Source organism: Desulfovibrio legallii (genome assembly GCF_900102485.1).
Classification (GTDB): domain Bacteria; phylum Desulfobacterota; class Desulfovibrionia; order Desulfovibrionales; family Desulfovibrionaceae; genus Desulfovibrio; species Desulfovibrio legallii_A.
On the sequence record NZ_FNBX01000007.1, the window covers coordinates 72,736 to 97,015 of the forward strand.

22 protein-coding genes are annotated in these 24,280 nt (G+C 67.4%); 18 read left to right on the forward strand and 4 right to left on the reverse strand.

Annotated elements, in window-relative coordinates; genetic code table 11:
- Window positions 1–14: 14 nt before the first annotated feature.
- From BLS55_RS05810 to BLS55_RS05840, 7 genes are all read left to right on the forward strand, one after another.
- A complete protein-coding gene (locus BLS55_RS05810; RefSeq protein ID WP_092153421.1) occupies window positions 15–428 on the forward strand; it encodes a cytochrome c maturation protein CcmE in 414 nt (137 codons plus the stop codon).
- Between the two features lie 102 nt (window positions 429–530).
- Complete coding sequence (locus tag BLS55_RS05815) at window positions 531–2,471, forward strand: heme lyase CcmF/NrfE family subunit (RefSeq protein WP_092153422.1); 1,941 nt, start codon at window positions 531–533, stop codon at window positions 2,469–2,471.
- Between the two features lie 143 nt (window positions 2,472–2,614).
- Window positions 2,615–3,304 (forward strand): ABC transporter ATP-binding protein, encoded by a 690-nt coding sequence (locus BLS55_RS05820; protein ID WP_092153423.1) that lies wholly within the window; start codon window positions 2,615–2,617, stop codon window positions 3,302–3,304.
- Window positions 3,292–3,969, forward strand: a complete 678-nt coding sequence (locus BLS55_RS05825; protein WP_092153424.1) for a heme exporter protein CcmB — start codon at window positions 3,292–3,294, stop codon at window positions 3,967–3,969. Before BLS55_RS05820 ends, BLS55_RS05825 begins: the two co-directional genes overlap by 13 nt.
- On the forward strand, window positions 3,969–4,652 hold the full coding sequence (locus BLS55_RS05830; RefSeq protein ID WP_180365407.1) for a cytochrome c biogenesis protein: 684 nt from the start codon (window positions 3,969–3,971) through the stop codon (window positions 4,650–4,652). The genes BLS55_RS05825 and BLS55_RS05830 overlap by 1 nt, the downstream gene beginning before the upstream one ends.
- Before the next feature lie 23 nt (window positions 4,653–4,675).
- Window positions 4,676–4,813 (forward strand): CcmD family protein, encoded by a 138-nt coding sequence (locus BLS55_RS05835; protein ID WP_092153425.1) that lies wholly within the window; start codon window positions 4,676–4,678, stop codon window positions 4,811–4,813.
- Complete coding sequence (locus BLS55_RS05840) at window positions 4,806–5,408, forward strand: tetratricopeptide repeat protein (protein WP_092153426.1); 603 nt, start codon at window positions 4,806–4,808, stop codon at window positions 5,406–5,408. The genes BLS55_RS05835 and BLS55_RS05840 overlap by 8 nt, the downstream gene beginning before the upstream one ends.
- A 187-nt stretch (window positions 5,409–5,595) precedes the next feature.
- Here BLS55_RS05840 and BLS55_RS05845 read toward each other — a convergent pair whose 3' ends face one another.
- The 4 genes from BLS55_RS05845 to BLS55_RS05860 are packed head-to-tail and all read right to left on the reverse strand — an operon-like array spanning window position 5,596 to window position 10,633.
- The gene (locus tag BLS55_RS05845) at window positions 5,596–6,261 is read right to left on the reverse strand and encodes a class II aldolase/adducin family protein (protein ID WP_092153427.1); all 666 of its coding nucleotides are present in this window, start codon (window positions 6,259–6,261) and stop codon (window positions 5,596–5,598) included.
- Window positions 6,258–7,253 carry a glycosyltransferase gene (locus tag BLS55_RS05850; protein ID WP_092153428.1) on the reverse strand — a complete coding sequence of 332 codons (996 nt, stop codon included), beginning with the start codon at window positions 7,251–7,253 and terminating at the stop codon, window positions 6,258–6,260. The genes BLS55_RS05845 and BLS55_RS05850 overlap by 4 nt, the downstream gene beginning before the upstream one ends.
- Before the next feature lie 28 nt (window positions 7,254–7,281).
- Window positions 7,282–8,301, reverse strand: a complete 1,020-nt coding sequence (gene thiL / locus BLS55_RS05855) for a thiamine-phosphate kinase (RefSeq protein ID WP_092153429.1) — start codon at window positions 8,299–8,301, stop codon at window positions 7,282–7,284.
- Window position 8,302: 1 nt separating this feature from the next.
- On the reverse strand, window positions 8,303–10,633 hold the full coding sequence (locus BLS55_RS05860) for an ATP-dependent helicase (RefSeq protein WP_092153430.1): 2,331 nt from the start codon (window positions 10,631–10,633) through the stop codon (window positions 8,303–8,305).
- A 171-nt stretch (window positions 10,634–10,804) separates the two neighbouring features.
- Between BLS55_RS05860 and BLS55_RS05865 the strand changes: the two genes are divergently transcribed.
- From BLS55_RS05865 to ahbA, 11 genes are all read left to right on the forward strand, one after another.
- Window positions 10,805–12,088, forward strand: coding sequence for a multidrug effflux MFS transporter (locus tag BLS55_RS05865; protein WP_092153431.1), 1,284 nt, complete (start codon window positions 10,805–10,807; stop codon window positions 12,086–12,088).
- Window positions 12,089–12,169: 81 nt separating this feature from the next.
- Window positions 12,170–12,703 (forward strand): hypothetical protein, encoded by a 534-nt coding sequence (locus BLS55_RS05870; protein ID WP_092153432.1) that lies wholly within the window; start codon window positions 12,170–12,172, stop codon window positions 12,701–12,703.
- A 277-nt stretch (window positions 12,704–12,980) separates the two neighbouring features.
- Window positions 12,981–13,883 (forward strand): agmatinase family protein, encoded by a 903-nt coding sequence (locus BLS55_RS05875; RefSeq protein WP_092153433.1) that lies wholly within the window; start codon window positions 12,981–12,983, stop codon window positions 13,881–13,883.
- On the forward strand, window positions 13,880–14,713 hold the full coding sequence (gene panB / locus BLS55_RS05880) for a 3-methyl-2-oxobutanoate hydroxymethyltransferase (protein ID WP_092153434.1): 834 nt from the start codon (window positions 13,880–13,882) through the stop codon (window positions 14,711–14,713). The genes BLS55_RS05875 and panB overlap by 4 nt, the downstream gene beginning before the upstream one ends.
- Window positions 14,714–14,888: 175 nt before the next feature.
- The gene (gene recA / locus BLS55_RS05885) at window positions 14,889–15,971 is read left to right on the forward strand and encodes a recombinase RecA (protein WP_092153435.1); all 1,083 of its coding nucleotides are present in this window, start codon (window positions 14,889–14,891) and stop codon (window positions 15,969–15,971) included.
- Between the two features lie 99 nt (window positions 15,972–16,070).
- Window positions 16,071–18,746: an alanine--tRNA ligase gene (gene alaS / locus BLS55_RS05890; RefSeq protein ID WP_092153436.1), complete on the forward strand. Its 2,676-nt coding sequence runs from the start codon at window positions 16,071–16,073 to the stop codon at window positions 18,744–18,746.
- 13 nt (window positions 18,747–18,759) lie between these two features.
- A complete protein-coding gene (ahbC, locus tag BLS55_RS05895; protein WP_092153437.1) occupies window positions 18,760–19,941 on the forward strand; it encodes a 12,18-didecarboxysiroheme deacetylase in 1,182 nt (393 codons plus the stop codon).
- Window positions 19,942–20,094: 153 nt separating this feature from the next.
- Window positions 20,095–21,231, forward strand: a complete 1,137-nt coding sequence (locus BLS55_RS05900) for a metallophosphoesterase (RefSeq protein WP_092153438.1) — start codon at window positions 20,095–20,097, stop codon at window positions 21,229–21,231.
- Window positions 21,232–21,427: 196 nt separating this feature from the next.
- Window positions 21,428–22,414 carry a porphobilinogen synthase gene (gene hemB / locus BLS55_RS05905; RefSeq protein WP_092153439.1) on the forward strand — a complete coding sequence of 329 codons (987 nt, stop codon included), beginning with the start codon at window positions 21,428–21,430 and terminating at the stop codon, window positions 22,412–22,414.
- Complete coding sequence (gene ahbD / locus BLS55_RS05910) at window positions 22,414–23,646, forward strand: heme b synthase (RefSeq protein WP_180365408.1); 1,233 nt, start codon at window positions 22,414–22,416, stop codon at window positions 23,644–23,646. The genes hemB and ahbD overlap by 1 nt, the downstream gene beginning before the upstream one ends.
- Window positions 23,643–24,161 carry a siroheme decarboxylase subunit alpha gene (ahbA, locus tag BLS55_RS05915; protein ID WP_092153440.1) on the forward strand — a complete coding sequence of 173 codons (519 nt, stop codon included), beginning with the start codon at window positions 23,643–23,645 and terminating at the stop codon, window positions 24,159–24,161. Before ahbD ends, ahbA begins: the two co-directional genes overlap by 4 nt.
- Window positions 24,162–24,280 lie beyond the last annotated feature (119 nt).

A 24,280-nucleotide genomic window follows, 5' to 3' on the forward strand; every position in this document is an offset into this window, starting at 1 on the left:
GCGCAGGAGAAACCATGGCGTGTAAAAAAAACACCGGCATCTATGTGGTCGCCCTGCTGCTCTTTCTGAGCGGCGTGGGGTATCTGGCGTATTCCGGCTTTGCCGAAAACAGCGTCTACTTCCTCAACGTTGCCGAGGCCAAGGCCGCCACGCCTGAGAAACTCACCGCGGCCCGCCTGTTCGGCACCGTGGCCGAAGCCGGGCTCGCCCCGCACAGCTCCGGCCCCGGCGTGGATTTTCGCCTGGTGGATAAGGACAACGCCAACCAGACCATTGAGGTCAGCTACCGCGGCGTAGTGCCCGACACCTTCAAGGCCGGGGCGGAAGTCATTGTGGAGGGCGGCATGGGGCCTGAGGGCCGCTTCAAGGCCAAGACGCTCATGACCAAGTGCCCTTCCAAATACCAGAAAGAAAACCGGCGCGGTTGACCGCGACCGGGCCTTGCGGCCGCCGCAGGGCAGCGTCCGCCTGCAGGCGGACGCGCGCTTTCGTGCGCGCCGCAACACCGCGACGCCCGTCAAAGGACCTTCATGTACGTATTTGCCTTTGCCCTCCTGCTTCTCGTGCTGCTGGCCGCGCTGGGCGGCGGCGGCCTGGCCCTGCTCCAGATCTGGCAGGGCCGCGACGACTGCCTGCGCCTGGTGGAAAAGGCCCACCTGGCCATCAGCGCCGCGCTGACCCTGGCCTCGGCCCTGCTCCTGCACGCCCTGTACTGGAACGACTTCAGCGTGCAGTATGTGGCCCACTACACGGACCGCATCCTGCCCGTGTTTTACCGCCTTACGGCCTTTTGGGCCGGGCAGCCCGGATCCATGCTCTTCTGGGCCCTGGCCGTGGGCCTGAGCGGCACGCTCTTTGCCTGCACCCGCGCCTACCAAGGCCTGAGCCGCCCCACCAGGCTCTGGTACTGGAGCTTTTTTTACGTCATCATGGGCTTTTTTGCCCTGGTCCTTACGGTCTGGAGCAACCCCTTTGTGCTGCAAAGCCCGGCCCCGGCCGACGGCAACGGCCTGAACCCCCTGCTCCAGAACCCCGGCATGATCTTTCACCCACCCCTGCTTTTCCTGGGCTACGGCGGCTTTACCGTGCCCGCCTGCCTGGCCCTGGCCCAAAGCCTTTCCGGCCAGGCCCGCGCCGAAGGGGCCTGGTTCCGCGCGGCGCGGCCCTGCATCATCCTGGCCTGGCTTTTTCTCACTGCGGGCATAGTGCTGGGGGCCTGGTGGGCCTATATGGAGCTCGGCTGGGGCGGCTACTGGGCCTGGGATCCGGTGGAGAACGCCTCCCTCATCCCCTGGCTCATCGCCACGGCCTCCCTGCACACCCTCATCGTGGAGGACCGCCGCCGCAAGCTCACGCGGGTCAACGCAGCCATGATGGCCCTGACCACCGTGGCCGCCTTTTTCGCCACCTATCTGGTGCGCAGCGGCGTCATTGATTCCGTACACGCCTTCGGCGACGGCGGCGTGGGCACGCCCCTGCTCTGCTTCATCCTGGCCGGGCTGGCCGTGGCCTTCTGGGTGCCCATGACCGCCCCGCGCGAGGGCGCGCCCCTGGCCGGGCTGGACAGCCGCGAAGGCTTCCTTACCCTGGTGGCCTGGGTGCTGCTGGCCCTGGCCGCCATCATCCTCACGGCCACCATGTGGCCCGTGATCAGCAAGCTGTGGTCCGCCGCGCCGCAGGGCCTGGACGCCCGGTTCTACAACCGCGTCTGCCTGCCCCTGGGGGCCGTGCTGCTGCTGCTCATGACCTTTTGCCCCTGGTTCGGCTGGGGCGGCGGCATGCGCGAGAGAAAAAACTTTCTCATCGTGCTGGCGGCGGCCCATCTGAGCGGGGCGGGCATCTGGCTGCTGGGCTACCGCCAGCCCGTGGCCCTCATTGCCGCCGCGGCCTGCATCGGCATTCTGGTCGGTGTGGGCGTGCTTCTCACCCGGCAGGCCGTGCGTCGACATCCCCCCAGCCTGGGGGCCCTGGGCGCGCATCTGGGCCTGGCCCTGGCGGCCCTGGGCATCGCCTTTTCCGGCCCCTATACGCAGGACAGCGAGCTTTCTCTGGCCCAGGGCGACTCCGGCGCGGTGGGCGCGTACACGGCCACCCTGCTGGAACTGCAGGAGGGCCGCCGCCCCGGCTATGACTTCATCGCCGCCCGGCTGCAGATCCGCAAAAACGGCAAAACCGTGGGCGAAGTGGCTCCGGAACGCCGCTTGTACGACAAGTTCGGCAACATGCAGTTTTCGGAAGTGGACGTGATCCCTGGCTTGGGCAACGAGGTCTACGCCTCCCTGCTGGGCCTGGACAGCCGCTCCCGCGTGGTGGTCAAGGTCAGCGTGGAGCCGCTGGTCAACTGGCTGTGGATCGGCGGCACGCTCATGTGCCTGCTGCCGCTCATGGGCCTGCGGCGCGGCAAGGGCAAGGCCGATGGCCAGGAAACCGACGGCACGGACGCCGGGGCGGCAGGCCGCACAACCGCCTGAGCGGCCCGCGACGCGGCTCTCACGGGCGCGCCCCTGCAATGCTCCCGCCGCGAGCCCCCCGCAGCTGACGGAAAGCCGGGGCCAAAGGGAAGGCCTGGGGCATCGCTGCCCGCAACCATTCACAATCCGTCCGGGGTGATCCGGTGCTGGAACTCACGCGCGTGGCCAAAATTTACGGCGTTAAGGTCGTCTTCAAAAACGTGAGCTGCGCCTTTGCGGCGGGCAACGTTTCCCTGCTGGTGGGCGGCAACGGCGCGGGCAAAAGCACGCTGATGCGGATTATGGCGGGCCTGGCGCGGCCCAGCGCGGGCGCGGTGCGCCGCGACGAAAGCCTGCGCGTGGGCTATCTGGGGCACAGCACCTTTTTATACGCCGGGCTCAGCGCGCTGGAAAATCTCAATTTCTGGCGCGAAGCCTATGGCCTGCCCCTTTCCCGCAAGGATCTCACGGCCTGCCTGGAGCGGGTAGGCCTGGCGGCCCACGCCCAGGAACGGGCCGGGGTGTTTTCGCGCGGCATGGCCCAGCGCCTGAACCTGGCCCGGGTGCTCATGCAGGAGCCGGATCTGCTCCTCCTGGACGAGCCGGGCACGGGGCTGGACGCGGCCTCCCTGGCTCTGCTGCGGCGGGAAGTCCTTGCCGCCAAAGCGCGCGGGGCCTGTGTGGTGCTCATCAGCCACGACCTGGCCGGGGACGCGCCCCTGGCGGACCGGCTGCTGGCCCTGGCGGACCGCAGCCTGATTTTTGACGGCCCGCCTGCGGCCTTCGGCGGCTTTGCCGCGTCGGACCCAGCGGCCGTCCCCGCCGCCCCAGGAGGCAAGGCATGCTGCGCCTGACCCTGGCCGTATGCCGCAAAGACCTGACCCTGGTGCTGGCCAGGGGCAGCGGCCTGGTACAGGCCCTGCTGCTGGGGCTCTTGCTGCTCTTCGTGTTCAGCCTTTCCCAGGGCGTGGGCGAACGCATGACGCCCCAGGGCGCGGCCGCCGTATTCTGGATCAGCTCGGCCTTCTGCCAGGTGTTGATCTTTAACCAGCTCTACGCCCTGGAAGAGGCCGGCAACGCCCGTCTGGGCCTGCTGCTCTGCCCCGCGCCCGTGCAGGCCGTGTGGCTGGGCAAGGCCTGTGCGGGGTGGGTGCTTCTCGCCCTGGCGCAACTGGTGTTTCTGCCCGCGGCCGTGGTTTTTCTGGGGCAGGACGCGAGCGGCCCGCTGCCTCCGGCCCTGGCCGCCCTGGCCCTGACGGACGTGGGCATGTGCGCCCTGGGTTCTTTGCTGGGGGCCCTGGCCCAGGGGCAGGCCGCGCGCGAATCCTTGCTGAGCATTGTCCTGTTCCCGCTGCTGACGCCGCTCCTGCTGGCGGGCATCAGCGTGGGCGCGCAGGCCCTGGGCGCGCCCGCCCCGGACGGCCCCGGACTCTGGCTCGGCCTGGCCGCCGCCTTTGACGCTGTATTTCTGGGGGCGGGGCTCCTGCTGTTCGGCTTTATCTATGCGGGGGAGGACTGATGCCCAAATTCTCACTGCTGCCTCAGGTTCTGGCTCTGCTGGGCGGCCTGGCTTTTGCCTGCTGCCAGTGGCTCATCTATGCCTACGCCCCCACAGAAGCCACGCTCGGCCTGGTGCAGAAGATTTTTTACGTCCACCTGCCCCTGGCCTGGTGGGCGCTGATCAGCTTTTTTGTGGTTTTTCTCGCCTCCATCGCGCACTTATGGCGGCGCGGCCCCGGCGCGGACCGGCTGGCCGCCGCTGCGGCCGAGGTGGGCGTGCTTTTGAGCGGGCTGGCCCTGGCCACGGGCATGCTTTGGGCGCGGCGTTCCTGGGGCGTGTGGTGGACCTGGGATCCGCGCCTCACCACCACGTTGATCATGTGGTTTGTCTACGCGGGCTATCTGGTGCTGCGCGGGCTGGATCTGCCGCCCCAGCGCCGGGCCACGGTCTGCGCTGTGGTGGGCGTGGCGGCCTTTCTGGACGTGCCGCTGGTCTTCATTTCCGCGCGCATCTGGCGCTCCATCCACCCCGCCGTGTTTGCCAGCAAAGGCGGCGGCCTGGAGCCGGAAATGCGCCTCACGGCCATGGTCTGCGTGGCCGCCTTCGGCCTGCTCTGGGCCGGGCTGGTCTGGACCCGCAAACGCCAGCTGGACCTTGCGGCCCGCCTGGAGGCCTGTAACGTCAACCGGCTGCGCGGCTGACGCTTTTTTAGGAGAACCCCCTTATGGATACCCTGACCTGGATACTGCTGGCCAACGCCGCCGTGTGGGCGGGCCTTGGCGCGTACCTGGCCTTTCTGGCGGCGCGCCAGCGCCGACTGGCCGCCCGTCTGACCCAACTGGAGCTCTGCGACCATGACTGACACCCCTCAAGGCGCGGGCCGCGCCCGTGCCCTGGCGCTGTTTCTGGGCCTGGGCCTGCTGATCATGCTGGGCATTTCGCTCAAGGACCGCTTTGAGCACCCCCACCTGACCGTGGAAAACCGCCAACCCGCCCCGGCGGCCCGCGACAGCGGCGAGGCCGCCATCGGCGACCTCATGCGCCAGGTGGCGGAGAACCCCCGCGACCTCAACGCCATGGTCCATCTGGTGGAGCACCTGGTCAGCGCCCAGAACTGGGAAGCCGCCGAAACCTTTGCCCAGCGCGCCATTACCCTGGACGTGAACAATCCCCGCCCCCTCTATCTGCTGGGCGTGGTGCAGCACAATCAGGGCCGCCACAAAGAGGCCGCCGCCACCCTGGAGAAAGTGCTGACCCTCAAGGACGACGCCGCCGTGCGCTACAGCCTGGGCGTGCTCTATCTGTACTACCTGAACGAACCGGAACGCGGCATCGCGCAGCTCAGCGCCGGGCTGCACAGCCCCGAAGCCGGCGAAGACCTCAAGGCCGCCATCCGGGCGGAGCTGGAAAAGGCCCCCCTGCCGGGCGGGGATGCGGACGCCAAGGGCAAGAAGTAGCAGTGGACCGGCGCAGCCTGAACTGCCCGCGCGGATGAAGGAGCGGCGCGCGGTCGCGCGCAGGCCTTGCGCTTTCTCTCGCGTGGCCGCGCCTTCAGAACAATGCCCGCCTAAAACTGCCCTGGCGCGTCCTGCCTTTGCAGGGGCGGCGTCTTGGGCCGCCGCAGCTTTGTGGGCGTGGCCGGCGCTACAGCCGCGCCAAAAGCTGGATGGCCGCCAGATGTTCCAGCTCTTCGGCCAGGGCCAGGGCTGCGGTAAGGTCTTCCCCGGCGCAGCACAGGCCGTGCCCGGCCATCCATACGGCCGGGCGCTGGGCGGCGGCGCTGCCCACAGCCTGGGCCAGGGCCGCGCTGCCGGGGGGCAGGGCCGGGGCAAAGCCCAGCCTGGCGCGCCAGACCTCTGCCTCAAACAGGGGCAGGCGCAGCATGTCTTCCGCCTTCAGGCGCAGGCTCAGGGCCAGCAGGTGGCGCGGATGCACATGCACGATGGCCCTGCAGCGCGGCCTAGCCGCGTACACGGCCAGGTGCATGGCGCTTTCGCTGGAGGGCGGCCCGCCCAGCAGCACGGCCCCTGTGGCCGCGTCCATAAGGCAGCAATCCGCCGCCGTGAGCCGCCCCTTGGCCGCGCCGGAGCGGGTGATGCAGACGCGCGCGCCGGGGAGAGGCTGCGCAACGTTTAGCCCGTCTGCCGCCGCGTCCGCACGGCCCGGCGGAGTTCCGCCCGAACCGCCGGGCAGCAGCAGGCTCACGTTGCCGTTGCAGCCGCAGAGCAGCCCTTGCCGCCAGGCGTCGCGGCAGGCTTCGCGCAGTTGCTCCACGGCTTCTCCCGGCAGAGAGACGCAGGTTGCGTTCATGCTCCGGCTCCTTTCAGAATAGCCTCGCAGCCTTGCCCGCAGTCTTCCCAGATGCGCTTTATTTTCCATACGAAAGCGTCTTCGGCAATGCCGGCCTCGCCATAACGGGCGTACCGGCGTTGCACAAGTTCCTGAGATATATGCAGGGCCTGCGCCACAGTGGCATATTCCGGGTTTTCCCCCAGAATGACCTCATGCCCGGCGGTGACGTCCAGCACGCGGCAGCGCAAGGGCGGCCGCCAGCTGCGCGCGCAGATTTTGTACAGATAGCTGTTCAGGCGGAACAGCCCTACCGTGCCGTCCTCTTCCACAAAAAGCCTGCAGTGCTCCAGGCCCTTATCCAAAAAACGCGGATCATAGTCCTTGGGATCCTTGCCCTGATGTTCCATAAGCTGCGCGGCATAGTAATAGTATTGCGGAAACCCGGCGCACTGCATGCGCAGGCCGTAGTCGCCGTCTTCCGCGCCGTAGAGGCCGTAGTCCTCGCTCCAGTAGCCCAGAATGTCCGAAACCGCCCTGGGCACAAGAATGCACTGTCCGCACAGATTCGTGCCGCACACGCCCAGCTCACCGTCCTCGCAGCGCAGGCGTGGCCTTTGCCGCACCCGCTCCAGCGAAAACGACGGCCCCAGATTGGCGCGCGGCTCCACCCTGGCGTAGAGGCGAAACAGCCGGTCCAGCCAGTCCGGGGCTCTGATGTGCATATCGTTGTCGAACTTGAGGTAAAAGGGCGCGTCCACGGCCTGCCAGCCCACGTTGCAGGCGCAGGAAATGCCCATGTTGCGCGGCAGCAGAAACAGGTTATGGATGATCCCTTCCCGGTGCAGGTCCAGCAGCCGACGGCGCAGCTCCGGCTCGCTGCCGTTGTCCACCACCGTCAGCACATACGGAATGGACGTGCGCGTCTTGCCGCGCAGGTTCAGGATGTTCTTCAGGGTCATTTCCGGCCGGTTGTAAACCGGCATGGTGATGTTGCACTGCACGGCGTTCACGAGCGCACCCCTTTCCAGCTGCCTACCCTTAGGCTTCAAAATGGTCGAAGCCGTGCCCCAGACTGTCCGTTGACTCGTTGTTGCAGAGGATGCGCCCGCCGGAAGTGACCACGCCGATGCTGGTCAGGCCGGGAATGGCCGCGTGCAGGGCCGGGAGCATGTCCGGCGCGCAGGAGCCCAGCAGGGCGTAGTCCTCGCCGCCGCGCAGGGCCTCGTGCACGGGGTTTCTGCCCCTCTGCGCGGCGTAGCGCACCACTTCCGGATGGAGCTGCCCCTGGGCCAGGACGATCTCCGCGCCCAGGCAGGCGCAACGGTCCTGGCAGGCGACGCTCTGCTCGCCCGTAAGGCCCAGCAGCCGGGGCAGGTCGCGCAGCAGCCCGTCGGAGAGGTCCATGAGGGCCGGGGGCCGGGCGTTGTAGCCCGCCCGCGCCAGCATAAGCCCCGCGTCCACCTGCGGCCGGGGCCGCAGATGGGCCGCGCAGGCTGCGGGCCAGACCTCCAGAGCGGCGCGCCCCTGCGCTTCCAGCGCCTGCAGGCCCGTGCGGGCCAGCCCCAGACGCCCCACCACAAACAGCGTATCCCCCGGCATGCTGCCGCCGCGGACAAGAAAGCTCCCCGGCTCCACGGGCTCGCCCCAGACCGTGACGGAAACGTGCAGCCGCTCGCAGCGGGAAAGGTCGCCCCCAGCCAGAACCATCTGCTGTTCCTGCGCCAGACCGGCCATGCCGGCAAAAAAGCCGTCCAGCCAGGCCGCGTCCGCCCAGGAGGGCAGGCCCAGGCACAGGCTGAAGCCCAGGGGGCGGCCGCCGCAGGCGGCCACATCGCTCACGTTGACGGCCAGGGCCTTGTAGCCCGTGTCCTCAGGCGTGAAATAGGCCCGGCGGAAGTGGACGTCCTCCAGAAAAAGGTCGCTGCTTACGCACAGGGGACGCCCGGCCCGCAGGATGGCGCAGTCGTCCCCGCGCCCCAGCAGCAGCGAGGGATGGGCAGCAGGAAAATGGCGGGCCAGCAGGCCCAGAATGCCGTCTTCGGAAAGCGACGCGCCCATCTCAGCCCTCCAGCAGCAGGTATTCGCGCAGGATCACCTTCAGCCCGAAACCGGGAAAATTGACCTGCACTTTGTCCGGCGGCAGTTCCTTCACGATTTTGCCCCGCCCGAAAATGCGGTGCCGACAATAACAGAGCGCGCCCGCGGGGCCTTCCGCCCGCTCTCCGGCCGGGCCGGAAGGGGGTGTCCCGCAAGCCGTCGGGCAGGCGGCAGCCGCCGGGAGCGTCTGCCGCGTTGTCGCGCGGGCCGTTGCGCCTGCCCCCGCGGGCGCGTCGGCGCGTTCCTCCGGCGGCAGCTGGCAATCGTCATAGGCGGCGCTCAGGCGCTCCGCCCGGCCTCCGGGCCGCCCGTCCGCCGCGCCGCAGCCCACGGGCGGGCGCTCGCCCAAGCCCGTTTTGCGGCCGAAGCCCATGCCGCCCGCCTCGCGCCGGGTCAGCGCGCCGCCGAAACCCTCCACCCATTCCTCCACCAGGCCCGGAGCCAGCTCGCGCACAAAGGGGCTGGGGCTCACATGCTGGCTGCCGCGCTCCGCCCGGCTGTACAGGGTGGCGGGCACATACAGATCCAGGTTCTGCCGGGCGCGGGTGCAGGCCACATACATAAGACGGCGCTCCTCCTCAAAATCCTCAGGCCGGGCCAGAGCGTGGCGCGAGGGGAAGCGGTCCTCCACCAGGTCAATGATGAGCACGGCGTTCCACTCCAGCCCTTTGGCCGAATGCACGGTGGACAGGGTCACCCGGCCCTCGCCGTCGTCGCTCTCTTCCTCCGGCGATTCCAGGGCCAGATCGGCCACAAAAAGATCCAGATCCGTATAGCCTGAGGCCATCTGCACAATCTCCTCCAGCCCCTGCTGGCGGCGGGGCCAGTCCTCTGGGTAGAGGGTCTCCAGCCGGGGGCGGTAGTGCTCCAGCACCGTGCCCAGGGTGGCCGCCGGGGCCTGCGGCGCGGCGCGCAGGCCATCCACAAAACGCAGGTCCTCCAAGAGGCCGGGAAAGCGGGCAAAGGCTTTTCCCGTTATTTTGGCGTCGCCCCTGGCCGCCGCCGCATAGAGCTTTTCCACGGTCTTGGGGCCTATGCCGTGGTGCTGCGCCGCCACCCGGGCAAAGGCGGGCATATCCAGCGGATTGAGCAGCAGTCGCACATAGGCCATGACGTCCTTGACGTGCGCGGCCTCGGTATAGCGCAGCCCCCCGTACTTGCGGAACGGAATGGAGGCCTGGTTCAGGGCCAGCTCCAGCTGGTAGGAATGGAACCCGGCCCGGAAAAGCACGGCGATCTCATGGGGCAGATGCTCTTGCAGCAGATCCTCAATGCGCCGCACCACCAGCCTGGCCTGGCTCAGATCGCTCAAAGGCGCCACCAGCCGCACGGGCGCGCCGCCCTCCTTGCGCGTAAACAGCTTTTTGCGGAAGGATTCCGCCGCGTGGGCCAGCAGGCTGTTGGCCACCTCCAGCACCGGCCTGGTGGAGCGGTAGTTCTCCTCCAGGCGGATGACCCGCGCCCCCGGAAACAGCTTGGGAAAATCCAGAATATTTCGCACGTTGGCCCCGCGGAAGGCGTAGATGGACTGGGCCTCGTCGCCCACGGCCATGACGTTGCCGCCCTCCCCGGCCAAAAGCCGCACCAGGCGGGCCTGCACCAGGTTGGTGTCCTGGTATTCGTCCACAAGAATATGGCTGTAGCGCGCGCGCAGGGCCTCCGCAGCCGCGGCGTTCTCCCGCAGCAGCGCCTCCAGCTCAAAAAGCAGGTCGTCGTAGTCCAGCAGGCCCTTTTCCCGCCGGTAGGCCCTGTAGGCCATATCCAGCTGGGCCAGGGCCTCGGCGTGGGGCAAAAGGTGGAAGGCCTCGCGCTGCAGCACCTCGTCCAAGGGCTGCTCCTTGTTCCTGGCCTTGCTCAGCAGGCCCACAATGCTCTGCGTCTTGGGGAAGGAGCGGTCCCCCTTGCCCAGCCGCAGGGCTTCCTTGCACTGCTTGACCGCCGCCGTGATGTCCGCCGCGTCCATGACCGTAAACGGACGGTCGCCCAGCCAGGAGGGCCGCCAGCGACGCAAAACCCCATAGGCAAAGGCGTGGAACGTGCCGCCCTGCACTCCGGCCAGCCCCTGCCCCAGCAGCAGCCCGGCCCGGTGCAGCATCTCCCGCGCGGCCTTGCGCGTGAACGTGAGCAACAGCATGTTCTCCGGGGGCACGCCCCGCTCCGCCAGCCAGGCCAGACGGTAAACAATAGTGCGGGTTTTGCCGCTGCCCGCGCCCGCCACCACCAGGGTGGGACCGTCGCCGCTGGTGGCCGCCGCGTATTGCGCCTCATTAAGGGCTTGTGCGTAGTCGATCATGACCGGCACGGTAGCACAGCCCGCCCCCGCAGGCCAGAGGCCAGGAACCGGGCGGCGCGGTCCGGCAGCCCCTGGCGCACGGCCTGGCGTTTTCCCCGGCAGGCGCACGTACCTTGACATCGCGCCGTGGAATGCTGACAATCCTTCTTTGGCCTTCAGTAAGGATTAACGATGCATTTTACGGAAAACGAACTGGTGGTGGGGGCGGGGGCCCGGCTCTCCCGCCGGCGGCGGCTCTACCTGGCCGTACTTCTTGGCATGCTGGCGGCCTTCGGCCCCCTCTGCACGGATACCTACCTGCCCAGCCTGCCCGCTCTGGGCGAGGATTTGTCTCTCTCCACCGCCGCCGTGCAGCTCACCATCACGGCCTGTCTGCTGGGCATGGCCCTGGGCCAGCTCTTTGTGGGGCCCCTCTCGGACGGCACGGGCCGCCGCGGCCCCCTGCTCTGCGCCCTGGCCTTCTTCACCCTGGCCTCCGCCGCCTGCGTGGCGGCCCAGTCAGGGCACGGCTTCATCGCCCTGCGCTTTGCCCAGGGCCTGGGCGGGGCCGGGGGCATCGTGCTTTCCCGCGCCATCGCCTGCGACCTGTTCCGCGGGCCGGAGCTTACCAGCTTCATGAGTCTGCTCATGGCCGTCAACAGCGTGGCCCCCATCGCCGGGCCCGTGCTGGGCGGCGCGCTGGCCGCCCTGGGCAGCTGGCGCTGGGTGTTCATCTTTCTTGCCGGGATGGGCGTTTTTCTGCTCCTTTTCTGCGGCTTCGGCCTGCCGGAAACCCTGCCCCCAAGCCTGCGCCGCCAGGGCGGCACGCGCGCCAGCCTGCGGGCCACCGCGGCCCTCTGCCGCGACCCGGCCTTCATGAGCTATGTGGGCATGCAGGGCTTCACCATGGGCGGCTTTTTCGGCTATGTGGCGGCCTCGCCCTTTGTCTTCCAGAACATGTACGCCATCTCCCCCACGGGTTACAGCCTCATCTTCGGCGGCAACGCCCTGAGCGTCACCATCATGGCCGTCATTACCGGACGCCTGGCGCTCCGGATGGGTGAAATGCGCCTGCTCAGCATCGGCAACCGGCTGCGCATGGTCGCCTGCCTGATCGTTCTGGGCGTTACCCTGGCGCGGCCCGCCTCGCCCCTGCCCATCATGGCCAGCCTGTACTGCATGCTGGTTCTGCAGGGCATGACCATGCCCTGCGCCTTTACCCTGGCCATTGAGGCCCAGCGCGTGGGCGCGGGCACGGCCTCAGGCCTTCTGGGCGTGGCCATGTTCCTGGCCGGAGCCGCCTCCTCCCCCCTGGTGGGCCTGGGCGGCCCGGATACGGCCGTGCCCCTGGGCCTGGTCTGCGCCGCCAGCGGCCTGCTGGCCCTGCTCACCGGGTTTGCGGGCAACCGCCTGCTGGCTCGCCGCCGGGCCGAAACCGCAGCCGCACAAGACCCCTCCGCACCGCGCCCGCATTGACGCAACCGGCCGGCGCGTTTACAACCACAGGCGGCCCCAACCCGCGCCGCGCTCACGCGGCGGACACTGCGAGGAATACCCATGCCCCAAGAGCAGGAACAGTTCCGGAAAAATGTGGATCAGGTGCTGGAAGCCGTCATGTTTGAAAACTGGCTGCGCTTCTACTTCATCAGCGAAAAGCCCGACGCCGACGTCCCCGAAGGCGGCGAACCGCCCCTGTTTATGGCCGTGCCGGTCAAAAGCATGGAGCGCATCAGCGAGCTTTACCCCCACCTGCTGCCCCTGGCCGACGCCATGAACGGCAAGGAAGTGGCCTTTGAGACCTCGCGCCAGGCGGTCTGTCAATTCGTGCTGGAGCAGATGGACGGCAAGGTCTTGCCCCGCAACACCGCCGGCATGATCTTCGGCAGTGCGGCCTTCCAGGTGCGGCTCCAGCTTTTCAACACCTGGGTGCAGATGCACGAAGCCCAGCTGGACCGGGGCTTCCTGGACTTCGACGCGTGGCGCAAGCTCTTTACGGAGTGGACGGCCACCCCCGCGGCCAAGGAACTGGGCGAAAAGCTCTCCCTTTCTTTCCAATCCGCCGCGCCGGCCGCCGACGCCACCGTGCAGTAAGGCCCCTGCCGGGGCAAGATTTTGTACACCCCAGGCCCAGCACAGCGGATCCGCGGCAGGATTGGTTAAACATTTTTTACGCAACCACCCCCAGGCATTATTTAAAATCGCCTGCAAAACAGCAGTGTTATAAAAATTTTAAAGAACCCCTTTTCTTGGCACGGCCCTTGCAGAATAGAAAGTACCTTCCTTTCTTTTGCTGACAGCCTCCTCCAAACGAAACGGCCTGCCTCCCCAAGCGGGCCGTTTTTTTATCGCAACAACCACGGTGAACGGCATGCACGAGCATTTTCTGGCTTCGGAGTATCCGCCCTGCCCGCCGGAGCGCGCAGGCTTTCACATCATTCCCGCGCCGCTGGAGCGCAGCGTCTCTTACGGCGGGGGCGCGGCCAGAGGCCCGGCGGCCATTCTGGCGGCCTCGCAGCAGCTTGAGGCCTGGGAAAGCGGCCTTGCCCCCGGCGAGACAGGTTTTTATACTGCCCCCCCCGTGGACTGCGCCGGCCCCATTGCGGACGTGCTGGAGCGCATTGCCCAGGCCACAACGCGGGCCCTGGCCTGTGGGGCCGTGCCCGTGCTGCTGGGGGGCGAACACACCGTCAGCCTGGGGGCCCTGCGCGCCCTGGCGGCGCAGGCCCGCCAGCGCGGCGAACCCCTGGGCGTGGTGCAGTTTGACGCCCACGCCGACCTGCGCCAGAGCTACGAGGGCGATCCCTACTCCCACGCCTGCGTCATGTACCGGGCCGCGGCAGACCTGGGCCTGCCCTTGCTCCAGTTTGCCGTGCGGGACTTCAGCCGCGAGGAGGCCGCCGCGCGCGAACGTCTGGGCGTTGCCCACTACGACGCGCGCTTTCTGGCCCGTGTGGGCCTGCCGGAGCAGCCCCTGCCCGAAGGCTTCCCCCACAACATTTACATCACCTTTGATCTGGACGGGCTGGATTCCTCCCTCATGCCGGCCACGGGTACGCCCTCACCCGGCGGGCTCAACTGGCGCGAAGCCCAGTTCATCCTGGAACGCTGCGTGGCGGGCCGCCGGGTGGCGGGCCTGGACGTGGTGGAGCTGGCCCCCATCGCCGGGCTGCACCACGCGGACTTCACGGCGGCCAAGCTGACCCACCTGCTCATGGGCTTGGCCGGGGCCGCCAACACCACGGAAAAACAATCTGCGGAGGCGCACGCATGAAAAACACGGTGGTCACGTTTCGGGAAGCCAAAGGCGGGGAAAAGCTGGTCATGATCACGGCCTACGACTACAGCACGGCCAGGGTCATGGACGCCGCTGGGGTCAACGCCATCCTGGTGGGCGATTCCCTGGGCATGGTCATGCTGGGCTACGAAGACACCCTCTCCGTCACCCTGGACGATATGGCGCGCCACTGCGCCGCCGTGGCGCGCGGCACGCGCGAGGCCCTGGTGGTCTGCGACATGCCCTTCATGAGCTACCACACGGGCGTGGAAGACACGGTGCGCAATGCCGGCCGCCTCATCGTTCAGGGCCGCGCCCAGGCCGTCAAACTGGAAGGCGGCGCGGCATTCTGCCCCGAAGTGCGCGCCCTGGTGCGGGCCTCCATTCCCGTGGTGGGGCACCTGGGCCTCACCCCCCAGTCCGTCAACGCCTTCGGCGGCTACAAAGTGCAGGGCAAAACCCCCACCGCCGCCCAAAAACTCCTGGACGACGCCCGCGCCCTGCAGGACGCCGGGGCCTTCGCCCTGGTGCTCGAATGCGTGCCCGCCCCCCTGGCCGCCAAAATCACCCAGGCCCTCGCCATCCCCACCATCGGCATCGGCGCAGGGCCGGACTGCGATGGCCAGGTGCTCGTCTGGCAGGATATGACCGGCATGAACCCCGGCAAACTCCCCCGCTTTGTCAAACGCTTCGGCGAAGTGGGGCAAGCCCTGCGCGGCGCGGTGGAGGCCTACGCCCGCGAAGTCCGCGCCGGAACCTTCCCCGCCGAAGAGCACGCCTACCCCCTGCCCGAAGGCGCGGAAAAAACCTTTCGGAAGCTGAAATAAAAATTTTTTATTTTTGTTCAGGTGTGGGGGGAAGGGAACTTTTGTGAACAAAAATTCCCTTCCCCTCACAAATCCCCCCGCTCCATCCCGCCGCCTGCCGGGCGGAGCATTTGCCATGCGGCGGCGGCTTTGGTATGCTGTACCGCTTGAAGGCATCTTTACACGGAGTATAATTATGGCCAGAAAACCGGCCCTCAGTCCTGCGGACGCGCGCGCCGAAGCCCTGGGCACGGCGCTTTCCACCATTGAGCGCAAATACGGCAAGGGCGCGGTCATGAAGCTCTCCGACGAGGCCCACGTCAACATCCCTGTCATTCCCACGGGTTCCATTGGCCTGGACCTGGCCCTGGGGGTAGGGGGCATCCCGCGCGGGCGCATCACGGAAATTTTCGGCCCGGAATCTTCGGGCAAGACCACGCTTACCCTGCACATTATTGCAGAGTGCCAGAAGCAGGGCGGCACTTGCGCCTTTGTGGACGCGGAGCACGCCCTGGACGTGGGCTACGCCAAGCGCCTGGGCGTCAATACGGACGATCTGCTCATTTCGCAGCCCGACTACGGCGAGCAGGCCCTGGACATTGCGGACATGCTGGTGCGCTCCGGCGCGGTGGACCTGGTAGTGGTGGACTCGGTGGCCGCGCTTATTCCTCAGGCGGAGCTGGACGGCGACATGGGCGAGACCCAGGTGGGCGGGCAGGCCCGGCTCATGTCCCACGCCATGCGGCGGCTCACGGGCACCATCCACAAGTCGCGCACGTCGGTCATCTTCATCAACCAGATCCGCATGAAGATCGGCGTTACGGGCTACGGCAGCCCGGAGACCACCACCGGCGGCAACGCCCTCAAGTTCTATGCCTCGGTGCGCATGGACATCCGCCGCATCCAGACCCTCAAGGACAAAGAGGAGTCTTTCGGCTCGCGCACCAAGGTCAAGGTGGTCAAAAACAAGGTTGCGCCGCCCTTCCGCAGTGCGATTTTCGACATTCTGTACGGCCAGGGCATTTCGCGCTCCGGCGAGCTCATTGACCTGGGCATTGAGGCCAAGATCATTGAGCAGAGCGGCTCGTGGTTCGCCTTTGGCTCGGAAAAGCTGGGCCAGGGCCGCGAAAAAGTGCGCGCCCTGCTGGACGAAAACCCCGATCTGCGCAATCAGATCGAAGCCAAGGTGGTGGAATTTCTGGGCCTGCATCCGCAGGAAAGCGTGCCCGCCGCCGATGACGATTTGGACGAGGCCCCCCCCACCCCCGAGTACGACTGACCACAACATTCAGGCCCTTTGTTCCGGGCAGGGCGCGTCGCTCCAAGGGTTGTGCGGCGCGCCCTGCCGCGCGCAGCCCCTGCACTCTACGGAGCCCCTATGCTCACCGCCAAAGAAATCCGCCGCCGTTACCTGGAGTTTTTTCACCGTCACCAGCACGCCATTGTGCCTTCCGGGCCCATCATCCCGCCCAACGACCCCACCCTGCTCTTCACCAACGCGGGCATGGTGCAGTTTAAAAAGCTCTTTCTGGGCGAGGAAAAGCGCGCCTACAGCCGCGCCACCACCTGTCAGAAGTGCCTGCGCGTTTCCGGCAAGCACAACGACCTGGAAAATGTGGGCCGCACCGCGCGCCACCACACTTTTTTTGAGATGCTGGGCAATTTTTCCTTTGGCGACTACTTCAAGCGCGAGGCCATAACCTGGGCCTGGGAATTTGTGACCAAAGAGCTGGGCCTGCCCAAAGAAAAGCTCTGGGTCACGGTCTACCGCGAGGACGACGAGGCCGCCGCCCTCTGGGCCGAGCTGGCCGGGCTGCCGGAAGAACGCATCGTGCGCATGGGCGAGAAGGACAACTTCTGGACCATGGGCGATACGGGCCCCTGCGGCCCTTGCTCCGAAATCTATGTGGACCAGGGCGAAGCCATGGCCTGCGGCCCGGAGTGCGGCATCGGCAAGTGCGATTGCGACCGCTTCCTGGAAATCTGGAACCTGGTCTTCACCCAGTTTGACCAGGCCGCCGACGGCACGCGCACGCCCCTGGCCCGGCCCAACATCGACACTGGCATGGGCCTGGAGCGCATGGCCGCCGTGGTGCAGGGCAAGCGCTCCAACTTTGATTGCGACCTCTTTCAGGAAATCATCCAGTACGCGGCGGGTCTTGCGGGCGTGACCTACAGCTACAGCGCCCCGGACGCCAACGACGTGGATACGGCCCTGCGCGTCATTGCCGACCACAGCCGCGCCGCGGCCTTCCTCATCGCCGGGGGCGTCCTGCCTTCCAACGAAAGCCGCGGCTATGTGCTGCGCCGCCTTATCCGCCGGGCCCTGCGTTTCGCCACCCTCATGGGCGTGCACGAACCCTTCATGCACAAGGTGGCCCGCAAGGTCACGGAGGTCATGGGCGACGCCTACCCAGAGCTGGTGGAACACGCGGATTTCATCGCCCGCGCCGTATTCGAGGAGGAGCAGCGCTTTTCCCTTACCCTGCAAAAGGGCCTGGAACTGCTGGACGAAGAGCTGGGGGCCCTCAAGGCTGCGGGCCAGACCGTCATCCCCGGCGACTTCTGCTTCAGGCTCTACGATACTTACGGCTTCCCCCTGGACATTGTGACGGACGTGGCCGAAAAGCGCGGCTTTGCCGCCGACGCGGCGGGCTTTGAGACCCACATGGCCCAACAGCGCGCCCGCGCCCGCGAACACCAGAAAAAAGGCGGCCTGCTGGGCCAGAGCAGCGCGGGGGCCAGCCCCTTCCAGCCTCTGCTGGATGCGGGCCTGAGCAGCGCCTTTGTGGGCTACGAACGCCTGACGGCCCAAAGCCCCGTTACGGCCCTGCGCGACAGCGCGGGCGCGGCCGTGGAGGTGCTGGGCGAGGGCGAAACGGGCTATGTGGTCACGGAAAGCACGCCCTTCTACGGCGAAGGCGGCGGCCAGGCCGGGGACGCGGGCCGCCTGCGCAGCGCTTCGGGCGCGGCCGCGGTGCGCACGACCCTCAAGCCCGCGCCCGCCTTGCTGGTGCACGAAGTGCATGTGGATTCGGGCGAGCTGCGCCTAGGCGACACGGTGGAGCTGACCGTGGATGAAGACCGCCGCGCGGCCACAGCCCGCAACCACACCTGCACCCACCTCCTGCATGCGGCCCTGCGCCGGGTGCTGGGCAGCCACGTCAAGCAGGCCGGATCCCTGGTGGACGGCGCGCATCTGCGCTTCGACTTTTCCCACATCGCGGCCCTGAGCCCTGAGGAGCTGGCCGCCGTGGAGCGCCAGGTCAACCGCGCCATTATGGCGGATATGCCCGTCGCCACCCAAGTTATGCCCGTGGCCGAAGCCATGGCCAGCGGGGCCATGGCCCTGTTCGGCGAAAAGTACGGTGATACCGTGCGTGTGCTCACTGTAGCTGCCCCAGGGGCCGACGAGCCCGAATCCGTGGAGTTGTGCGGCGGCACGCACCTGGCGCGCACGGGCCAGGCGGGCGCGTTCCTCATTGTTTCTGAAAGCGGCGTGGCCGCCGGGGTGCGGCGCATTGAGGCCGTTACCGGCTGGAACGCCTACGCCCGCGCCGTGGAGCAGCGGGCCGAGCTGGGCTCCCTGGCCGAGATGCTCAAGGCCCGCCCCGGCCAGCTGGCCGAGCGCGTGCAGGCCCTGCACGCCGAGATCAAAAAACTGCGCAAAGCCTCGGAAAAGGCCGCCCCCGCCACGGGCGCGGACCTGGCCGCCCAGGTCAAGGAAATCAACGGCCTGCGCCTGCTGGCCGCCCGCCTGGACGGCGTGCCCGTCAAGGCCCTGCGCGGCCTCATGGACGACGTGCGCTCCCGCCTGCCGGAAAAGGCCGTGGCCTGCCTGGCCACGGTGGAGGACGGCAAGGTGGGCCTGCTCGTCTATGTTTCCAAAGACCTGCACAACAGATTCACGGCCCCCGCCCTGATCAAGGAGGCGGCGGCCCCGTGCGGCGGTTCGGGCGGCGGCCGCCCGGACATGGCCCAGGCCGGCGGCACAAAGCCCGAAGGCCTGGAAGCCGCCTTCGCCCTGTTACACCAGCGCCTGCTGGACGCATAAGGACATATACGCCATGATCGGCATCTCCAAACTTTACTGCGGCCAGGTGGAGCCTTCAGACGCCCTGCGCTACGGGCGGCAATCGGGCAAGCTGCCCTCCCACCTTCTGCAATTCTCCAAAGATAAGAAGCCCGTTGTGGTCTGGAACATGACCCAGCGCTGCAACCTCAAGTGCGTGCACTGCTACGCCAAGGCCGTGCCCGTGGACGGCGAAGACCAGATCAGCACCGCTCAGGCCAAGGCCATGATCGACGATCTGGCCGCCTACGGCGCGCCGGTCATGCTCTTTTCCGGCGGCGAACCCCTGGTGCGCAAAGACCTGGTGGAGCTGGCCAGCCACGCCACGGCCGCGGGCATGCGCGCGGTCATCTCCACCAACGGCACGCTCATCACCAAGGCCAAGGCCCGCGAGCTCAAGTCCGTGGGGCTCTCCTATGTGGGCGTCTCCCTGGACGGCATGGAGCCCGTGCACGACAAGTTCCGCGCCGTGCCCGGAGCCTTCAAAAAAGCCCTGGAGGGCATTGCCAACTGCCAGGCCGAGGGCCTCAAGGTGGGCCTGCGCTTTACCATCAACAAGCGCAATGTGGCCGAAATCCCCGGCATCTTCCGCCTCCTGCGCGAGCTGGAAGTGCCCCGGGCCTGTTTCTACCACCTGGTCTATTCCGGCCGCGGCTCCGACCTCATCAAGGAAGACCTGGACCACAGCGAAACCCGCCAGGTGCTGGACCTGATCATGGACGAAACCCGCGCCCTGTTCGACGCGGGCAAGCCCAAAGAAATCCTCACCGTGGACAACCACGCCGACGGCCCCTACGTCTGGATGCGCCTCCAGCGGGAAGACCCCAAGCGGGCCGCAGAGGTCTTTGAGCTCCTGCAGTACAACGAAGGCAACAACTCCGGCCGGGGCATCGGCTGCATCTCCTGGGACGGCAAGGTCCACGCCGACCAGTTCTGGCGGCAGCACGTTTTCGGCAACGTGCTGGAGCGCCCTTTCTCCCAGATCTGGGACGACCCCTCCATTGAGTTGCTGCACCAGCTCAAGGACAAAAAATCCCACGTCAAGGGCCGCTGCGCCAGGTGCCGCTACCTCAACATCTGCGGCGGCAACTTCCGCGCCCGCGCCGAGGCCTTCTACGGCGACATCTGGGCCCAGGACCCCGCCTGTTATCTCACGGATGAAGAAATAGGGCTGTAAAGAAGTTTCTGGTGGGGGGAAGGAGAACCTTTTGTTCACAAAAGATTCCCCCCCCCACCGCCCTTTCCTCTTCAAAAACTTTTCTCCCCTCCGGCAACGCGACAGGCGTATCCTGCCGGAGCGGCCCCCTTCCCCCTTCCCTGCGCAGGGCATATGATCCTCATCCACCTCTACGGCATACTGCTCTTCCTCTATGTGACCTTCCGGCTCATCCTGCCCGCGCCTTTGTCGCATGGGGGCAAGGCTCTGGCCGTCGCGCTTGTTTTTCTGGCCTCGCAGTTCCATCTTTGCATCCGCCTGCTGTTCGGCTCGCTCAGCTCGCCGGAGCTGCCTTACCCCCTGCTTCTGGGCCTGAGCTACGCCTTTGTGGCCCTGACCCTCATTTTTGCCCTGCTGCTGCTCCGCGACCTTGTTTTCCTGGGGCTGTTTCTTGCGCGCAGGCTCGCGCCGGCAACCAGGGTTCCCTTTTCGCCTGGCCGCAGGGCCGTGGTGCTCTCTGGCCTGGGGCTGACACTGGGCGCGTACGGCGTGAAACAAGGGCTCAAAACGCCGGAGGTCCGCACTACGGAAGTGCCGCTGCCGCGCCTGCCCGCAGCCCTGGACGGCCTTACGGTGGTGCAGCTGACCGATCTGCACGCCTCGGCCCTCTTGCCCGCGCCCCGCGTGGCGGCCATTGTGGCTGCCGTCAACGATCTGCGGCCAGATCTCATCCTCTGCACCGGCGATCTGGTGGACGGCAGCACGGAAAACCGCCGCGACGACGTGGCCCCCCTGGCGCGCTTACGCGCCCGCTACGGCGTCTACGCCTGCGAGGGCAACCACGAATACTACGCGGATTACGAGGGCTGGATGCGGCATTTCGCCGCATTGGGCCTGCCGCTGCTGCACAACGCCCACACGATTCTGGAGGTCAGGGGGCACCCTCTGGTCATCGCGGGCCTCAACGACCCCATGGCCCCCCTCTTCGGCAGGCCCGGCCCGGACGTGGAAAAAGCCCTGGACGGCGCACCGGCCGGGGCCACAACTCTGCTTCTGGCCCACCAGCCCGTCTTTGCGCGCGGCAACGCCGCCTGCGGCGTTGACCTCCAGCTTTCCGGGCACGCCCACGGCGGGCAGATGCTGGGCTTGGACCAGATCGTGGCCGCCCGCAACGACGGTTTTCTGCGCGGGCTTTACGAGCTGGAGGCCATGCGACTGTTTGTCAGCCCCGGCGCGGGCCTCTGGGCGGGCTTCCCCGTCCGCCTGGGCGTGCCCGCGGAGATCTCCCGCCTGGTGCTGCGCGCGGCATAGGGCATTTTTAAGGCCAATATGCTCCGGACCATGGCAACCGGCCCTGCCCGCGCGGCATCCCCGCGCCCCAGGCGGGCAGACGCCGCGCCCGCCGGACGCCCTTGACAGGACCGCGCTCCGGCAGGACAATACGCCTATTTGAAAACCCCCGCACCGCGCTTGCGTTGCGGCCGCAGAACATAAAAGGATACACGCCATGACCGCATTTCACAGGGGCCGCCGCCTGCGCTGGACCCCGGAGCTCCGTACCCTGGTCCGCGAGACCCCGCCGCTGCTGGCCGAAGACCTGATCATGCCTTACTTTGTGGTGGAAACCGCCGACGCGGACTTTCGCAAAGAAATCCCCTCCATGCCCGGCCAGTGCCAGCTCAGCCTGCAGGAGCTGGAAAACCAGGTGGCCCGGGCCGTGGATACGGGCCTCCATGCCGTGATCCTGTTCGGCATTCCGGCCACCAAGGACGAGCAGGCCAGCGGCGCCTACGCCGAGGACGGCATTGTCCAGCGGGCCGTGCGTCTGCTTAAGCGGCGTTGGCCCAGCCTGCTGGTCATTACCGACGTCTGCCTCTGCGAATACATGAGCCACGGCCACTGCGGCGTGCTCATGCCCGACGGCGCGGTGCTCAACGACGCCACCCTGCCCCTGCTGGCCAAAACCGCCGTAAGCCACGCCGAGGCCGGAGCCGACATGGTGGCCCCCTCGGACATGATGGACGGCCGCGTGGCCGCCATCCGCCAGGCCCTGGACGACGGCGGCCTTACGGAAACGCCCATCCTTTCCTACGCCGTCAAGTACGCCTCGGCCTACTACGGCCCCTTCCGCGACGCGGCCGAGAGCACCCCGGCCTGCGGCGACCGCAAGTCTTACCAGATGGACCCGGCCAACGCCCGCGAAGCCCTTATCGAAGCCCTGGCCGACCTGGACGAAGGGGCCGACGCCCTCATCGTCAAGCCCGCCGGGCCGTACAGCGATATCCTCCGCCTGGTGCGCGAGCACGTGAACGTGCCCCTCTGCGCCTACCAGGTCAGCGGCGAATACTCCCTCATCCGCGCCGCCGGGCTCAACGGCTGGATCGACGAGCGCGCCGTTATGCTCGAATCCCTTACCGGGCTCAAGCGCGCGGGCGCGGATATGCTCATCACCTACTTCACCGAAACCCTGCTCAAGGAAAGGCTGGTCCGCTGATGTCCCACCACGCCACGCACCCCGGCGGATCCGCCCTGGGCGGCAACCCCGCCTGCGGCCTGCCCGACGCCGTGCCCGACGCTGCGGCCCTCTCCGGCGGACAGGCGCGCAAAGGCCCTGAGGGGCATCCCGGCGGCAGGCCCCGCCCCGCCCTGCTCCCGGACGGCAGCCCCGTGTGCCGCCTTATCGCCTGGGAGGTCACCCGCTCCTGCAACCTGGCCTGTAAGCACTGCCGGGCCGAGGCCCATCCGGAGCCCTACCCCGGCGAGCTTTCCACAGCCGAGGCCAAGGCCCTGATCGACACCTTCCCCCAGGTGGGCCGCCCCATCATCATCTTCACCGGCGGCGACCCCATGATGCGGCCCGACGTTTACGAGCTGGTGGCCTACGCCCACGCCAAGGGCCTGCCCTGCGCCTTTTCGCCCAACGGCACCCTCATCACCCCGGAAACGGCGGCCAGCATCAAAGCCGCCGGCGTTAACCGCTGCTCCATCTCCATCGACGGACCGGACGCGGCCAGCCACGACAGCTTCCGCGGCGTGCCCGGCGCGTTTGCGGCCAGCCTGCGGGGCATAGAATACCTCAAGGCCGTGGGCGTGCCTTTCCAGATCAACACCACCGTCACCCGCAACAACCTCAGCAGCTTCAAAAAAATTTTCGAGCTCTGCGAACGCCTGGGGGCCGACGCCTGGCACATTTTTCTGCTGGTGCCCATGGGCCGCGCCTCCGGCCTGGCGGATCAGGTCATCACCGCCCAGGAATACGAAGACGTGCTGCACTGGTTCTACGACTTCCGCAAGAGCACCAAAATGCACCTCAAAGCCACCTGCGCGCCGCACTACTACCGCATCATGCGCCAGCGCGCCCGGGAAGAAGGCCTGAGCGTCACGCCCGAAACCTTCGGCATGGACGCCCTCACCCGCGGCTGTCTGGGCGGCACGGGCTTCTGCTTCATCAGCCATGTGGGCCAGGTGCAGCCCTGCGGCTATCTGGAGCTCAATTGCGGCAACGTGCGCACAACGCCCTTCCCTGAAATCTGGCGCAGCAGCGAGTACTTCCTGCAATTCCGCGACCAGTCCTGCTACAAGGGCAAGTGCGGCGCGTGCGAATACCACAAGGTCTGCGGCGGCTGCCGCGCCCGCGCCTACAGCATGGATAACGACCACCTGGGCGAAGAGCCCCTCTGCACCTACATCCCGGCCAAACTGCGACCCAAGGGAGAACAGCCATGACCCAGGCCCGCGCCTCCGCCGCCCCCGACGCTTCCGCGCCCCAGGAGCCCCTGGACCGCACGGACCGCCAGCTGCTCAACATCATCCAGACCGCCTTCCCCCTGGCCCCCCGCCCCTACGCCGTGCTGGGCGAACAACTGGGCATCAGCGAGCAGGAAGCCTTTGAACGGGTGCGCGCCCTCAAGGCCCGCAACATCATCCGCCGCCTGGGGGCCAACTTCCAATCCGCCAAGCTGGGCTACGTTTCCACCCTCTGCGCGGCCAAAGTTCCCGAGGCGAAAATGGCGGCCTTTGTCGCGCGCGTTAATGCCGAGCCGGGCGTCACCCACAATTACCAACGCGAACACGCCTACAATATCTGGTTCACCCTCATCAGCCCCTCGCGGGAAGAGGCGCAGAGCACCCTGGACGCCATCAGCCGGGATACGGGCATCGGCATCCTCAACTTGCCCGCCACCAAACTGTTCAAAATCCGGGTGGACTTCCGCATGGACAACCCGGCGGACGAGGCGTAAAAATCCCCCTCGCAGGCCGCCTGGCGGGCTGCGGCCCCTGCCGTAGCCCGGCCCCGCCCCTAAAACGTTTCGCCGTTGCACAACGGCGCACTTGCCTTTGCCCGCTTTCTCGCGTACAG